Origin of the sequence: Bradyrhizobium cosmicum, from assembly GCF_007290395.2 — a bacterium.
Lineage (GTDB): Bacteria > Pseudomonadota > Alphaproteobacteria > Rhizobiales > Xanthobacteraceae > Bradyrhizobium > Bradyrhizobium cosmicum.
Window position 1 is genome coordinate 3,251,568 of sequence record NZ_CP041656.2, and the last position, 14,649, is coordinate 3,266,216.

Annotated in this window: 15 protein-coding genes; 12 read left to right on the plus strand and 3 right to left on the minus strand. The window is 65.2% G+C overall.

Annotated features, from left to right (window positions below):
- Window positions 1-86 precede the first annotated feature (86 nt).
- The 4 genes from FNV92_RS15635 to FNV92_RS15650 all read left to right on the plus strand — a co-directional run bounded on the left by FNV92_RS15635 (window position 87) and on the right by FNV92_RS15650 (window position 4,826).
- Window positions 87-1,481: an NADase-type glycan-binding domain-containing protein gene (locus tag FNV92_RS15635; protein WP_168213700.1), complete on the plus strand. Its 1,395-nt coding sequence runs from the start codon at window positions 87-89 to the stop codon at window positions 1,479-1,481.
- Between the two features lie 50 nt (window positions 1,482-1,531).
- A complete protein-coding gene (locus tag FNV92_RS15640) occupies window positions 1,532-2,251 on the plus strand; it encodes a M15 family metallopeptidase (protein ID WP_244623834.1) in 720 nt (239 codons plus the stop codon).
- A 19-nt stretch (window positions 2,252-2,270) separates the two neighbouring features.
- Complete coding sequence (locus FNV92_RS15645; RefSeq protein ID WP_143845771.1) at window positions 2,271-3,914, plus strand: acyl-CoA dehydrogenase family protein; 1,644 nt, start codon at window positions 2,271-2,273, stop codon at window positions 3,912-3,914.
- A 147-nt stretch (window positions 3,915-4,061) separates the two neighbouring features.
- Window positions 4,062-4,826, plus strand: a complete 765-nt coding sequence (locus FNV92_RS15650) for a CPBP family intramembrane glutamic endopeptidase (RefSeq protein WP_143845769.1) — start codon at window positions 4,062-4,064, stop codon at window positions 4,824-4,826.
- A gap of 137 nt (window positions 4,827-4,963) precedes the next feature.
- Here the strand turns inward: FNV92_RS15650 and FNV92_RS15655 are convergent, their stop codons facing one another.
- Window positions 4,964-5,887 carry an AEC family transporter gene (locus FNV92_RS15655; RefSeq protein ID WP_143845768.1) on the minus strand — a complete coding sequence of 308 codons (924 nt, stop codon included), beginning with the start codon at window positions 5,885-5,887 and terminating at the stop codon, window positions 4,964-4,966.
- Between the two features lie 3 nt (window positions 5,888-5,890).
- Entirely contained in the window at window positions 5,891-6,382 is a 492-nt protein-coding gene (gene ruvX / locus FNV92_RS15660; RefSeq protein ID WP_162006282.1) for a Holliday junction resolvase RuvX, read from the minus strand.
- Between the two features lie 47 nt (window positions 6,383-6,429).
- Between ruvX and FNV92_RS15665 the strand changes: the two genes are divergently transcribed.
- Window positions 6,430-6,645, plus strand: coding sequence for a hypothetical protein (locus FNV92_RS15665; protein ID WP_143846306.1), 216 nt, complete (start codon window positions 6,430-6,432; stop codon window positions 6,643-6,645).
- Here FNV92_RS15665 and FNV92_RS15670 read toward each other — a convergent pair.
- Window positions 6,632-7,522 carry a LysR family transcriptional regulator gene (locus tag FNV92_RS15670; protein WP_143845766.1) on the minus strand — a complete coding sequence of 297 codons (891 nt, stop codon included), beginning with the start codon at window positions 7,520-7,522 and terminating at the stop codon, window positions 6,632-6,634. The two genes, FNV92_RS15665 and FNV92_RS15670, sit on opposite strands and share 14 nt — an antisense overlap.
- Window positions 7,523-7,618: 96 nt before the next feature.
- On the opposite strand from FNV92_RS15670, the gene FNV92_RS15675 reads away from it, so the two are divergent.
- The 7 genes from FNV92_RS15675 (at window position 7,619) to gatB (ending at window position 13,705) form a co-directional block, all read left to right on the plus strand.
- The gene (locus tag FNV92_RS15675) at window positions 7,619-8,641 is read left to right on the plus strand and encodes an NAD(P)H-dependent flavin oxidoreductase (protein WP_143845765.1); all 1,023 of its coding nucleotides are present in this window, start codon (window positions 7,619-7,621) and stop codon (window positions 8,639-8,641) included.
- 143 nt (window positions 8,642-8,784) lie between these two features.
- The gene (locus FNV92_RS15680) at window positions 8,785-9,861 is read left to right on the plus strand and encodes an NAD(P)H-dependent flavin oxidoreductase (protein WP_143845764.1); all 1,077 of its coding nucleotides are present in this window, start codon (window positions 8,785-8,787) and stop codon (window positions 9,859-9,861) included.
- A gap of 76 nt (window positions 9,862-9,937) precedes the next feature.
- Window positions 9,938-10,225, plus strand: a complete 288-nt coding sequence (gatC, locus tag FNV92_RS15685; protein WP_015685636.1) for an Asp-tRNA(Asn)/Glu-tRNA(Gln) amidotransferase subunit GatC — start codon at window positions 9,938-9,940, stop codon at window positions 10,223-10,225.
- Between the two features lie 24 nt (window positions 10,226-10,249).
- Entirely contained in the window at window positions 10,250-10,465 is a 216-nt protein-coding gene (locus tag FNV92_RS15690; protein WP_014494728.1) for a hypothetical protein, read from the plus strand.
- Window positions 10,462-11,937, plus strand: a complete 1,476-nt coding sequence (gatA, locus tag FNV92_RS15695; protein WP_143845763.1) for an Asp-tRNA(Asn)/Glu-tRNA(Gln) amidotransferase subunit GatA — start codon at window positions 10,462-10,464, stop codon at window positions 11,935-11,937. Before FNV92_RS15690 ends, gatA begins: the two co-directional genes overlap by 4 nt.
- The gene (locus FNV92_RS15700; protein ID WP_143845762.1) at window positions 11,928-12,230 is read left to right on the plus strand and encodes a hypothetical protein; all 303 of its coding nucleotides are present in this window, start codon (window positions 11,928-11,930) and stop codon (window positions 12,228-12,230) included. The genes gatA and FNV92_RS15700 overlap by 10 nt, the downstream gene beginning before the upstream one ends.
- Entirely contained in the window at window positions 12,227-13,705 is a 1,479-nt protein-coding gene (gene gatB / locus FNV92_RS15705) for an Asp-tRNA(Asn)/Glu-tRNA(Gln) amidotransferase subunit GatB (protein ID WP_143845761.1), read from the plus strand. The genes FNV92_RS15700 and gatB overlap by 4 nt, the downstream gene beginning before the upstream one ends.
- Window positions 13,706-14,649 lie beyond the last annotated feature (944 nt).

The following is a 14,649-nucleotide window of genomic DNA, read 5'->3' on the forward strand; positions in this document are numbered from 1 at the left end:
GGGGGCGCCGCCGGCCTGTGTCCGGGGCTGCCGCTTTGCGCTAGACTCGTGCCATTCGTTGCGTCACGGACCGGGTTATGACGAGCATGCGGTATTTTAGTCGACTGGCGCGCAATGTTGCTGCGCTGGCAGCCGCATGTGTGGTCGGCCTGGCGGCGCCGGCGCTGGCGGACAAGCGCGTCGCGCTCGTGATCGGCAATGATCTCTATCCGAATTTGCCTGTGGACCGGCAGCTGAAGAAGGCGGCCAATGATGCGACCAGCGTCGCGGACGCGTTGCGGGCGCTCCAGTTCGAGATCGTATTGGGGACCAATCTCGGCCGTCAGGGCATGATCGACCGGCTTTCGGATTTCACCGCGCGGCTCGAGCCAGGCGATACGGCTGCGGTGTTCTATGCGGGACATGGCGTTGCGATCGGGGGTGTGAATTATCTCGTGCCGAGCGACGTGCCTGCCGTCACCGAGGGCGCCGAAGCGCGGGTGCGCGGTGCCTCGATCGCCGAGCCCGACGTGATTGCGGAGCTGCAGGCGAAGTCGGTGCGCGTCGCCTTCGTCGTCATCGATGCCTGCCGCGACAACCCGTTTCCGCGCGCCGCGGGGCGTTCGATCGGGAACACGCGGGGCCTCGCCGATGCTCGGCCCGCGCGCGGGATCTTCACGCTCTATTCCGCAGGCATCGGCCAGACCGCGCTCGACCAGCTGGGCAGCAACGATCCGGCGCATAATTCGGTGTTCACGCGAATCTTCGTCGAGCAATTGAAGCGACCCGAACTGCATCTCGGCGATCTCGCCGTCGAGGTGCGCGAGCGCGTGGCGGCGCTGGCGCTGACGGCGAGCGACCGTGCAGGACAACCCGCGCCGCACGAGCAGACGCCGGCCTATTATGACCAGACGCTCGGCGGACGGATATTTCTCTGGGCGCCGCTGTCGTCGGAACAGGCCGTGGCTGGCATGCTGGTGAAACCACCGGCAAAGCCTGCCGTCGCGGAGCGCGCGGCGATGCGGCCGCCGCGTCCGTCCGCGCCCGGCGAAAGCTGCGCCCGCAGCGGCTTTGAAACTTATTGCGTCAGCTCGATGCTGAAGCCGCAATTCGGCAATTCATATGGCGCATCGAATCTGTTCGACGCGTCGACCGGGACCGCCTGGGTCGAAGGCGCCTCGGGCAACGGGATCGGCGAATGGATCACGGTCGAGTTCGAAACCCTGCGTCGGGTCAAGTCGATCCACGTGCAGAACGGTTACCAGAAGAACCAGGACATCTTCGCCAAGAACAACAGGGTCCGTCAGATCCGCGTGCTGTTCTCGGGCGGCGAGTCGCAGATCTTCATCCTCGACGACAAGCTGTCGGCGCAGCTGTTGACGTTGCGGCCGCAGGTCTCGGCCTATTGGATGCAATTCATCATCGACGACGTCTGGGCCGGCAACAAATACACAGACACCGCGATCACGAAGCTGCTGGTCAACTCGGATCCGGTGCAATGATCGCAAAGCCGGCAATCATAGAGCGCGCGGCGCTCGTCGTGCTGCTTGCGATGTCGACCCTCGCGCCGGCGCGAGCCCAGACATTGCCTGGTGGGTTCGTCTATCTCAGAGACATCGATCCCACGATCATCCAGGACATCCGCTACGCCACCTCGAACAATTTCGTCGGCCGTCCGCTCGCGGGCTACGGCGCCGGCGAGTGCGTGGTGAAGCGCGAGGTTGGGCTGCGGCTGAAGGCGGTTCAGCAGGAATTGGCGGCGCAGAACCTGTCGCTGAAAATGTTCGACTGCTACCGGCCGGCGCGGGCCTCGCTCGACATGGTGAAGTGGTCGCAGAACGGCCGCGAGACGGCCGCCGAGCGGCGCTACAATCCCAAAATTCCCAAGACCGAGCTGTTCCGGCTTGGCTACATCGCGAGCCGCTCGCAGCATTCCACCGGCGCGGCGCTGGACCTGACGCTGGTCGACCTGAAGGCTGACAATTCCGGCAAGTACGATCCGTCGAAAACCTATGCCGACTGCACGGCGCCGGTTGAGGCGCGGCTGCCAGAGGGCAGCGTCGACATGGGCACCGGCTATGACTGCACCGACACGAAAGGCCATACTGCGGCACCGTCGATCACGCCGGAACAACGCGCCTGGCGCAGGCGGCTGGTGGCTACGATGGCGAAGCAAGGCTTTGTGAACTATTCGAAGGAGTGGTGGCATTTTTCGCTGCCTGGGGCCGGCGGGGCAGCCTATGATTTCCCGATCCAGCCGCGACGGAACTGAGTCCGCGCCGAGGAAGCAGATGACCCAGCCAAGCTTTGCGACCCATGAGGTCTTCAACCAGTCGCCGCCGTTCGAGGACGTCGACCTGTTCGCCGTGGACCGTCCGCTGGTCGACGCGGTGAAGGCCAATGGCGGCGCGACGGCGGAGCGCGAGCTGTCGCAGTTCGGCAAGACCTGGGGCTCGGCCGCGATGGCCGATCGCGGGCGCCTGGCGAACGAGAATATACCGAAGCTGCGCACCTTCGACGCCAAGGGCAATCGCCGCGACCAGGTCGAGTTTCATCCGGCCTATCACGAGCTGATGGCGCACAGCGCGCAGGGCGGCGTGCACAATTCGACGTGGACCACGGATGGCAAGCCGGCCGGCGATGCCGCCGAGGTCATCCGCGCCGCAAAATTCTACATGGCCTCGCAGGTCGAGACCGGCCATCTCTGTCCGATCACAATGACGCGCGCCTCTGTCGGCGCGCTGGCGATGCAGCCGGACCTGCTTGGCAAGGTGATGCCGGTGCTTTCGATCAAGAGCTACGATTCCACGTTCGCGCCGTGGTGGGAGAAGCGCGGCATGACGCTCGGCATGGGCATGACCGAGAAGCAGGGCGGCACCGACGTTCGCGCCAACATGACGCGCGCGGTGCGGGACGGGAACGCCTACCGTATCACCGGCCATAAATGGTTCATGTCGGCGCCGATGTGCGACGCATTCCTGGTGCTGGCGCAAGCCGAGGAGGGGCTGACCTGCTTCTTCATGCCGCGCTTTGCGCCGGATGGGTCGGTCAACGCGATCCAGTTCCAGCGGCTGAAGGACAAGCTCGGCAATCGTTCGAACGCCTCCTCGGAAGTCGAGTTCACAGGTGCGTATGCCGAACGGGTCGGCGAGGAGGGCAAGGGCATCCGCACCATCATCCAGATGGTGCAGCTGACGCGGCAGGATTGCGCTATTGCCTCCACCGGCCTGATGCGCTCGGGGCTCGCACATGCGCTGCATCACGCCCGTCACCGCAGCGTGTTCCAGAAGCATCTAGCCGACCAGCCGCTGATGCAGGCGGTGCTGTCGGACATGGCCTTGCATGTCGAGGCGAGCACGGCGCTGGTGATGCGGCTTTGCCGTGCCTTCGACCGCACGCCGTACGATGCGGCCGAGGCCGCCTATATGCGGCTGCTGACGCCCGCGATCAAATACTGGACCTGCAAGAGCGCGCCGGCGTTTCTCTATGAGGCGATGGAGTGCCTCGGCGGCAATGGCTATGTCGAGGACGGCATCCTCGCGCGCCACTACCGGGAATCGCCGGTCAACGCGATCTGGGAAGGCTCCGGCAACGTGATGTGCCTCGACGTGCTGCGCGCGCTCGCGCGCGAGCCAGAGGCGGCGATGGCTGTGCTGCAATCGCTGGCGGCCGAGACCAAGGGGCTGCCCGGGGCAAGCGAGGCCGCCGCGTTCGTCGGCAAGACGTTCCGCCGCGCCGACGGCGAGCGCGTCGCGCGCCTCGCAGTCGAGAAGCTGGCGCTGCTTGCGGCTGCCGCCGCGCTCAACGGCGTAACACCACGTCATGCCGAGCTGTTCGCCGCCACGCGGCTTGCCGCCAATCATGCCAGCATGTATGGCGCGGTGGAGTTGGAGACCGGCGACGTGCGTGCTTTGCTGGAGCGGGCGCTGCCTTGAAAGGGACAGGCGCTCTCCACTCCGTCATGGCCGGGCTTGACCCGGCCATCCACGTCTTGTGGAGCGTCACGAAGAACGTGGATGCCCGGGACAAGCCCGGGCATGACGATCTTTCGATGTTTCGCCGTTTGTAACGAAAGCCCTTCAATGGACTCCCTCAATCCCGATCTGCCGCCGCTGACAGTGACGCCGGTGCCGCCGCGCGTCTGGAAGTTCTGGGGCACGGCGCTGTGGGGCCTCTTCATTTTTGCCGCGATGTTCGTCGGGCAGATCGGCGGCGTCGCCCTGCTGGTCGCGCTGCGCGGCCTGCCGATGGACCTTGCCTCGATCCAGCTCGTCGGTCGCGAGCCGCAGGCGCTCGCGCTGTCGGTGACCATGGGCCTGCCGGCGACGCTTGTCGCGGTGTGGCTCGCCATCCGCATCAAGAAGGCGTCCTTCGTCGATTACCTCGCGCTGCATTGGCCGTCCTGGAAGCAGCTGCTGCTCGGGGCCGTCGGGCTTATCCTGATCGTGGTGGCGTGGGAGACGATATCGCGAAGCCTCGGACGCGAGGCGACACCCGGATTCATGACCGATCTGTTGAAATCGGGCCGTGATAAGGGGGCGGCTCTGCTGCTGCTGTTCGCTTTCAGCGTGGCCGCGCCGATGTCGGAAGAAGTTCTGGCGCGCGGCTTCCTCTATCGCGGCTGGTCGGCGAGCTTCCTGCGCGTTCCCGGCGCGATCATCCTGTCGTCGCTGCTGTGGACGGTCGTGCATCTGCAATACGACATGTACTTCCTCGCCGAGGTCTTCAGCATCGGCCTGTGGTTCGGCTACATGCGCTACCGCTCTGGCTCGCTCTGGCTCACCATCCTGCTGCACGCGCTGAACAACCTGACGGCGGTGGTGCTGACGATGTGGCTGGGGAGCTAACCCCGCGGCTGCCTCATCCTCCGTCATTGCGAGCGCAGCGAAGCAATCCAGAGTCCTTCCGCGGAGGCAGTCTGGATTGCTTCGTCGCTTCGCTCCTCGCAATGACGAGGTGGGACCTGCGCTGCAATGACGGGGGTCTACGCCACCAGCGCGATCGCTATCGGCATCGTGATTGCCGCCAGAATCGTCTGCAACGTGATGATCTGCGCCAGCAGCGGGGCGTCGCCGCCCATCTGGCGGGCCAGCACGTAGGCGCTGGGCGAGGTCGGAACCGCCGCGCAGATCGCGACAATGGCGAGGCTGTTGCCGGACAGACCAAACCACACGGCAAGCGCCAGCGCGAGCACCGGCATCAGCACGAGCTTGAACGTCACGCCGAGCGTCGCGCTGACGCTGGGATGGAATAGGCCCTTGAGCTGCAGGCCCGCGCCGGTGACGAGCAGGCCTATCGCGAGCGAGGAACGGCCGAGCGCATCGGCGACCTCATGCCAGATTTTCGGCAGCGGCATATGGACGACGTTGATGACGAGACCGATGACACAGGCCCAGATCAGGGGATTGCGGATCACCGTCATGACGATGGCGCGCGCCGATTGCTTCTCGGGCGAGGCATAATGCGCGAGCACGGCGACGCTGAACACGTTGACCAGCGGAATGATTGCGACCATCGCGACCGAGGCCAGCGCCAGTCCGACGTCGCCGAACATGTTGGCGGACACCGACAGCGCCACGTAGGTCTGCCAGCGCGTCGCCCCCTGGAAGATCGAGGTGAAGGCAGGACCGTCGATGTCGAGCCGGGCGAGAGCCGGGCGGAGCGCGAGGCAGAGCAGGGACATCACCAGCGCCGACAGCAGCAGCGCGCCGCCGACGCCGGCGACCGGCACTTTCGTAAGATCGGCCTTCACCAGCGTCTGGACCAGCAGCATCGGAAACAGCACGTAATAGGTCAGCCGTTCCAACCCGTGCCATTGCGTGTCCAGCCGCATCAGACTGTGCCTCAGCACCACGCCGAGCACGATGAGGATGAAGACCGGGAGCAGCGCCGCGATCACGACGGCCATGGATCAGACGGCCCCCGGGCTGGCGCGAAGATTGGCGAGGCGGTCGAGCGCGCCTTGCAGGATGAAGATCGCGGCGTGCTCGTCGATCACCTCCGCGCGCTTGGCGCGGCTGACATCCATCCCGATCAGCTCGCGCTCGACCGCCGCGGTCGAAAGACGCTCGTCCCACAGGCCGATCGGGAGCGCGGTCAGCCCGGCGAGATTGCGGGCAAACGCCCGCGTCGACTGCGCGCGCGGGCCTTCGCTGCCGTCCATGTTGATGGGCAGGCCGAGCACGAAGCCGACCGCCTTGCGCTCGGCCGCGATCGCAAGCAGCCGGGCGGCATCCTGCTTGAACGCCTTGCGCTGGATCGTCTCGACGCCGGTTGCTAACCGCCGGTCGGGGTTGGATACGGCGACGCCGATGGTTTTTGTGCCGAGATCAAGGCCGACCAACCCGCCGCGCTCGGGCCAGTGGGTTGCAGCATCGACCAGGGGCAGGATAAGAGCCGGCATGGGACTAGCGCTTATCACGCGTCGCGCCGCGGAGTGAACCCGGAATGATGGATGCGCTGACTTTATTCGGCCTGTTTGCCGTGACCGCGATGCTGGTCACCTACGCGCTGGAGGACCGCAGCCACTGGTTCGTGCTGGTGTTCGCGGTGTCCTGTGCGCTCGGCTCAGCCTACGGCTTCCTGCAGGGCGCCTGGCCGTTCGGCGTGGTCGAGGCGATCTGGGCCGTCGTCGCACTGCGGCGGTGGCATCTCAGGCCGCGATGACCTGATCGTCCCTCTTCAGGCAGGAGATGAAGCCATTCAACGCGCTGTATTGATGTCCGGCGCTGCGCTGGATGAAGAGCGTCTCGACGCGCGCGTGCAGGGGGCTCAACGCGTGGATCGACACGCTGCCGTTCATCGCGCTGCGCTCGACGACAGTGCGCGGCAAAAGCGTGACGCCCATGTCGGCGGCCACGCAGCCGATCATGCCGTCGAGCGTGCCGAGTTCGAAGCGCGCCGCCGAGGGCCAGCCGAACTCGACGAAGATCTGTTCGAGACGCTGGCGGTAGGTGCAGCCGGTGCGGAACACCAGGGCGGTCGGACCGGACTCCGGCGTTCCGGCGCGCAGCTCGGCGAGCGAGCTCCAGCGCCGCGCGCTGACCAGCACCAGCTCTTCGCGGAAGGCGCTGGTCGCGGTGAGGTCGGCATGCGCGATGGGACCTGCGACGAAGGCACCGTCGAACGTACCTTCAAGCACGCCGGCGACGAGGTCCGCTGTGGTAGCCGTGCGCAGGCTCAGCCGCACGGCCGGGAAGCGGCGGTGGAAATCGGCCAGCAGGGGCGGCAGCCGCACCGCGGCGGTCGTCTCCATCGAACCGATCGCCAGCGGCCCCTTCGGCTCGCCATCGTCGCGCGCGGCGAGCACGGCCTCGCGCGACAGCGCCGCCATCCGCTGCGCGTAAGGCAAAAGGCGCTTGCCGGCGCCGGTCAGCGTCATGCCGCGGCTGTGGCGTTCGAACAGCGGCGTGCCGATCTCGGCCTCCAGCGCCTTCACGCGCTGAGTGACGTTGGATTGCACTGTGTTGAGCTCTTCGGCGGCACGCGTGATGCCGCCGGTGCGGGCGACCGCGGCGAAGGTCTGGATGTCGCTGAGTTCCATGGCGTCGTTTCGTTTTTGTGATGACAGCGTTCGCGATAATTCATTTTTCGAGAATGTTAGTCGCGCGTAGTCTCGCTGTCCAGACGGGGAGAAACGATGCCGATTGCAACGCCGCTGATCACGCTGCTGGAGATCACGCATCCGATCCTGCTGGCGCCGATGGACGTCGTTGCCGGCAGCCGACTGGTCTCGGCCGTGAGCCGTGCAGGCGGCTTTGGCATTCTCGGCGGCGGCTATGGCGAGCGCGAATGGCTTGAGCGGGAGAGTGCCAAGCTCGCCGGCTTGTCCGCGCCGTTCGCCGTCGGCTTCATCACCTGGAGCCTCGCCAGGCGGCCCGAGCTTCTCGACATCGCGCTCGCGGCAAAACCATCCGCAATCATGTTGTCGTTCGGCGATCCTGCGCCGTTCGCGCCAAGGATCAAGTCTGCGGGGGCGCGCCTGATCTGCCAGGTGCAGGACGAAGCGATGGCGCGGCAGGCGCTCGATGCCGGCGCCGATGTTCTGATCGCGCAGGGGAGCGAGGCGGGCGGTCACGGTGCCTCCCGGACCACTGTCGATCTCGTGCCAGCCATCGTCGATCTCGCGGCCGGGCGCGTGCCGGTGGTTGCGGCCGGCGGCATTGCCGACGGGCGCGGCCTCGCCGCCATGATGATGCTTGGCGCGAGCGGTGTGCTGCTCGGCACGCGCTTCTATGCAAGCCAGGAGGCCGACGGCGCGGAGGAAGCGAAGCGGCGCATCTGTGCGGCGAACAGCGGCTCGACCGTGCGCGGCATCATCTTCGACCTCTCCCGCAACAATGTCTGGCCGGCGCCGTTCACGGGACGGTGTCTGGTCAACGACCACGCTCGGCGCTGGATCGGGCGCGAGGTCGAACTGATGCAGAATGTTGCCGCAGTCGCGGCGGACTATGCTGCGGCGAAAGCGGCCGGCAATTTCGATATTGCCGCGGTGATCGCAGGCGAGGCGGTCGGATTGATCCATGATATTCCACCGGCGGCCGAGATCGTGGAGCGGATTGCGGTTGAGGCGGAGCAGTTGCTTGCTGGGCGACGGAATTCCGTGACGGCGCCGCAGAATTTTTCACCCTCCCCTGGAGGGGGAGGGTCGCTGCGCATGTAGCGAAGCGGAATGCGGAGCGGGGTGGGGTGATCTCTCCATTCGGGCACCGCCTCCGTGGAGAGACTGTCACCCCACCCCGCTCGCGCTACGCGCGATCGACCCTCCCCCTCCAGGGGAGGGTAAGCACAACGAGAGAGAAAACCATGTGGCCTGACCGTCGACTGATCGATCTCTTCAAGACCGAATTCCCGATCGTGCTGGCGCCGATGGCCGGCGTGATGGATGCGGAGCTGGTGATTGCCGTGGCAGAGGGCGGAGGGCTCGGTTCACTGCCAAGCGCGATGCTGTCTCCGGAGAAGGCGCGCGAGCAGGTCAACATAATCCGCCAGCGTGTGAAGGCGCCGGTGAACATGAACTTCTTCTGCCATACGCCGATCGAGCTCACGGCCGAGGCCGAAGCGCGCTGGAAGCAGCGGCTGGCGGGCTATTACACTGAGCATGGTCTCGATCCGGCGGCGCCGATCAACGCTGCGAACCGCGCGCCGTTCGATGCGGCCTTCTGCGAAGTGGTCGAGGAGCTGAAGCCGGAGGTCGTGAGCTTCCATTTCGGCCTGCCGGAGCAGGCGCTGCTCAAACGCGTCAAGGCGGCGGGCTGCCTCGTGATCTCCTCCGCCACCACCGTGAAGGAAGCGGTCTGGCTCGAGCAGCGCGGCGTGGATGCCATCATTGCGCAAGGTGCGGAGGCCGGCGGCCATCGCGGCATGTTCCTGACCGACAAGATTTCCGAGCAGCCCGGCACGTTCGCGCTGGTGCCGCAGGTTGCCGATGCCGTGAAGGTGCCGGTGATCGCGGCGGGCGGCATCGCCGACGGGCGCGGCATTGCCGCGGCCTTCGCGCTCGGCGCTTCCGGCGTGCAGATCGGCAGCGCCTATCTGCGCTGCTCGGAATCCAAGGTCAGCGCGGGGGGCCGCAAGGCGCTCGCCGAGGCGCGGGACGATTCCACCGTCATTACCAATGTCATGACCGGCCGGCCCGCGCGCGGGGTCCAGAATCGCCTGATGCGCGAGGCTGGCCCGATCTCGCCGGATGCGCCGCCGTTCCCCCACGCGGCGACTCCCCTGGGGCCGCTGAAGGCGGCAGCCGAAAAGCAGGGCAGGGTGGATTTCACCAATCTCTGGGCCGGCCAGGCCATCGCCCTGGGCCGCGAGGTCCCGGCGGCCGAATTAACCCGCGATCTCGCCAAATCGGCGCTGGCGCGCCTGCGGAAGATGGCGGGCTAGCTCCCGGCGCCGGTTGCGGCGCAAAACCGGCCTCTGCTATACGGCAGTTAGATTTTGCCGTGAGAGGCCTTATATAATGTCTGTCGACGTCGCTACCGTCCGCCGCATCGCGCATCTGGCGCGCATTGCGGTTTCCGAGGGTGAGGTTCCGCATCTGCAGGGCGAGCTGAACGCCATGCTCGCCTTTGTCGAGCAGCTCTCGGAGGTCAATGTCGAGGGCGTGGAGCCGATGACCTCGGTCACCCCGATGCAGATGAAGAAGCGGCAGGACGTGGTCAATGACGGCGAGATCGCCGACGATATTGTTGCCAACGCGCCCGCGACCGAAGGTCACTTCTTCCTGGTGCCGAAGGTCGTCGAGTAAGATCTCTATTCAGGACGCCGTCCGATGTGCATGCTTTGCGACGATGAGAAGGCCTATCAGGCCTACATGAACTATCTCGACAAGATGGAGCGGCAGGGCAAGGCTGCCGACCCCAATGTCGCCGTCAATGCCGTGCTCGACGAGATCGAGGCCGCCGCGAACGCCGCCGCCAAGAAAAAAGACGATCCGGCCAACGACAAGACCCTGTCCCCCTTCTTCTGCAGCCCGATCAATAAATGACCGATTTGACATCGCTGACGCTCGCCGAGGCCCGCAAGGGTCTCGCGGCCAAGACTTTCACGTCACTCGAGCTGACCGACGCGCATCTGAGCGCGATCGAGAAAGCGCGCGTGCTCAATGCCTTCGTGATGGAGACGCCGGACCGGGCGCGCGACATGGCGAAGGCCGTCGACGAGAAGATCGCCAAAGGCGAGGGCGGCCCGCTCGCCGGTATCCCGCTCGGCATCAAGGATCTGTTCGCGACCAAGGGCGTGCGCACCACGGCGTGCTCGAAGATCCTCGGCAATTTCGTGCCGACTTATGAGTCGACGGTCACTTCGCAGCTCTGGCGCGACGGTGCGGTGATGCTCGGCAAGCTCAACAATGACGAGTTCGCTATGGGTTCGGCGAACGAGACCTCGTGCTTCGGTCCCGTCGGCAATCCCTGGCGGCGCGATGGCTCCAACACGACGCTGGTGCCGGGCGGCTCGTCCGGCGGCTCGGCCTCGGCCGTCGCGGCGCTGCTGTGCATGGGTGCGACCGCGACCGACACCGGCGGCTCGATCCGCCAGCCGGCGGCGTTCACCGCGACGGTCGGCATCAAGCCGACTTACGGCCGCTGCTCGCGCTGGGGCATCGTCGCTTTTGCCTCCTCGCTCGACCAGGCTGGCCCCATCGCGCGCAGCGTGCGCGACAGCGCGATGCTGCTGCGCTCGATGGCCGGGCACGACCCGAAGGACACGACGTCGGTCGATATCCCCGTGCCGGATTACGAGGCGGCAGTCGGCAAGTCCGTGAAGGGTATGAAGATCGGCATCCCCAAGGAATATCGTCTCGAGGGCATGCCGGCCGAGATCGAGAAGCTCTGGAGCGAGGGCGCGGCATGGCTGAAGGCCGCCGGCGCCGAGCTCGTCGAGGTTTCGCTGCCGCACACGAAGTACGCGCTGCCAGCTTATTACATCGTCGCGCCGGCAGAAGCCTCGTCCAACCTCGCGCGCTATGATGGCGTCCGCTACGGCCTGCGCGAGCAGGGCAGGAATATCAATGAGCTCTACGAGAACACTCGCGCCGAAGGTTTTGGCGCGGAGGTCCGCCGCCGCATCATGATCGGCACCTATGTGCTTTCGGCCGGCTATTATGACGCTTACTATTTGCGCGCCCAAAAGGTGCGTACGCTGATCAAGAAGGACTTTGAGGATTGCTTCGCCAAGGGCGTCAACGCGATTCTGACGCCGGCGACGCCGTCGGCGGCCTTTGGCATTGGCGAGAAGGGCGGCGCTGACCCCGTCGAGATGTATCTCAACGACATTTTCACGGTGACCGTGAACATGGCGGGATTGCCAGGCATCGCGGTGCCCGCCGGCAAGGACGCGCAGGGCCTGCCGCTCGGCCTGCAACTCATCGGCCGCCCGTTCGAAGAGGAGACGTTGTTCTCGCTCGGTGACGTGATCGAGCAGGCCGCCGGCCGCTTCACGCCCGCGAGGTGGTGGTGAATGTCGCGGCATTCATCGCGAGTCTCGACGGCGCGGCGCCGGCGCCGGACCTGAACGCGCCGCTCGCGGGTCTCTGGTGGGCCGGCAAGGGCGACTGGGATCAGGCGCACAGGATCGTTCAGGACGAGAGCAGCCGCGACGCGGCCTGGGTGCACGCGTATCTGCACCGCGTCGAAGGCGATCTCGGCAATGCCGGCTATTGGTATCGCCAGGCCGGCCAGCCGGCGGCAAAGGATTCATTGGAGGCGGAGTGGGAGCGTATCGCTGCCACGCTGCTTGGGAGCAGGACATGAGCACGGCCACGCACAAGCTTCTCAAAGGCGCCACCGGTGACTGGGAGGTGGTCATCGGCATGGAGATCCATGCCCAGGTGACCTCGAACGCAAAATTGTTCTCGGGCGCCTCCACCGCGTTCGGCGGCGAGCCGAACTCGCATGTGTCCCTGGTCGATGCGGCGATGCCGGGCATGCTGCCGGTCATCAACGAGGAATGCGTCAGGCAGGCTGTCCGGACCGGACTCGGTCTCAACGCGCAGATCAACCTGCGTTCGGTGTTCGACCGGAAGAACTATTTCTATCCGGACCTGCCGCAGGGCTACCAGATCAGCCAATACAAATCTCCGATCGTTGGCGAAGGCGAGGTGATCGTCGATCTCGACGGCGGCAAGACGGCCACCATCGGCATCGAGCGGCTGCATCTGGAGCAGGATCCCGGCAAAATGCTCCACGACCGGTCGCCGTCGCTGTCCTACATCGATTTCAACCGCTGCGGCGTGGCGCTGATGGAGATTGTCTCGAAACCGGACATCCGCGACGCCGAGCAGGCCAAGGCTTATGTGACCAAGCTGCGCTCGATCATGCGCTATCTCGGCACCTGTGACGGCGACATGGAGAAGGGAAGCCTGCGCGCCGACGTCAATGTGTCCGTGCGCAAGCCCGGCGCGCCGCTCGGCACCCGCTGCGAAATCAAGAACATGAACTCGATCACCTTCATCGGTCAGGCGATCGAGTATGAAGCGCGGCGCCAGATCGAGATCCTGGAGGACGGCGGTCAGATCGAGCAGGAGACGCGTCGGTTCGATCCCAACAAGGGCGAGACGCGCTCGATGCGGTCCAAGGAAGAGGCGCACGACTATCGCTACTTCCCCGATCCGGATCTGCTGCCGCTGGAGTTCTCGCAGAGCTTCGTCGAGGAACTGAAGGCGAAGCTGCCCGAACTGCCGGACCAGAAGAAGGCGCGCTTCGTCGCCGATCTCGGCCTGTCGGCCTATGACGCGAGCGTGCTGGTCGCCGAGCGCGAGAGCGCGGTGTTCTACGAAACCGCGCTGGACAAGCTCGGCAACCGCGCCCGCGACGGCAAGATGGCGGCGAACTGGGTGATCAACGAGCTGTTCGGCCGTCTCAACAAGGAAGGCCGGGATATTACGGGCTCGCCCGTCAACGCCGAGCAACTGGCTGCGATCATAGACCTGATCGGCGAGGGGACGATCTCGGGCAAGATCGCCAAGGACCTGTTCGAGATCGTCTGGCAGGAGGGCGGCGATCCGCGCGCGCTGGTGGAAAGCCGCGGCATGAAGCAGGTGACGGATCTTTCGGCGATCGAAAAGGTGGTCGACGACATCATCGCGGCCAATCCCGACAAGGCCGCGCAGGTCAAGGACAAGCCGCAGTCGCTCGGCTGGTTCGTCGGCCAGGTGATGAAGGCGTCCGGCGGCAAGGCCAACCCGCAGAGCGTCAACGACCTGCTCAAGTCCAAGCTCGGCATCTGATCTCACGCGTTCGAACGAGGTGACGGATGCTCCGTCACCTCGTTTTCAGTTCGCGATGCGATGCTCGCGTGCGCCCTCGGCGGCACACTTCATCCCGACCGACGGTGATGCGACGACCGAATCGCCGTCACGCGATTCGTGCGAAACGGCGACTTGCACACGCTCCGGCGAGCGCTCGCGCCGTTAATCATGAAAATATTTTCGTTGCCAAAACTCGCGACTCAGAGTCCGCGAAACGCCTTTGCGAGGCGATCGCGCGCGTCGCGAGACGCGTCATCGTGTTGATCATGCGCGGTGCGTGAGTGCAGAAAAATACTTTCTGCATAGTGTTTTCCTGCAATCACTACTCTAGCGAACACCGATGATGCGCCCGCTCTTCGCGATCGCGCGAACACGTCATGCGGTGCGCTTGCATCGCGCTCGCCAAGCGCACGCGCCTTGCTGCGTCAACACTTCTTTAAGCGGGAAGCTGTTTTTTTCGTCGTGTTGGTGTATTCCAGATGAGTGCATTCGATCCGCGAGTGCACACAGCGAATAAGCCATCTCACACATCGGAGGGCAACATGGCCAAGAAAGCTAAGAAGGCGAAGAAGGCGAAGAAGGCGAAGAGCGCAGTGAAGAAGACTGCGAAGAAGACCCGCAAGGTCGCGAAGAAGAAGTAACTTCGACTTCTGAAGTTGCCGGCTCCCTGTGAGCCGGCACGTCATCAGCGCCTCCTAACAGGTTCTGGTCGACGATAGAGGGTGTCGGCGAGACATCAGGTCAACGGTCGGATCGTTCTCTTTCGCGGGTTCGCTCGCCAAAGTACGATCCGGCAGAAGAAACAAGTTTTCTTCGTTCGGTGCGGGGTCGGTTCGCCGGTTCTGCAATTTCACGAGTAACCTTGCGGTCAAAGTGGAATCTGGTCCTGACGTGTTCGCCGACGCCCTCGTTCCTTGAGGCCG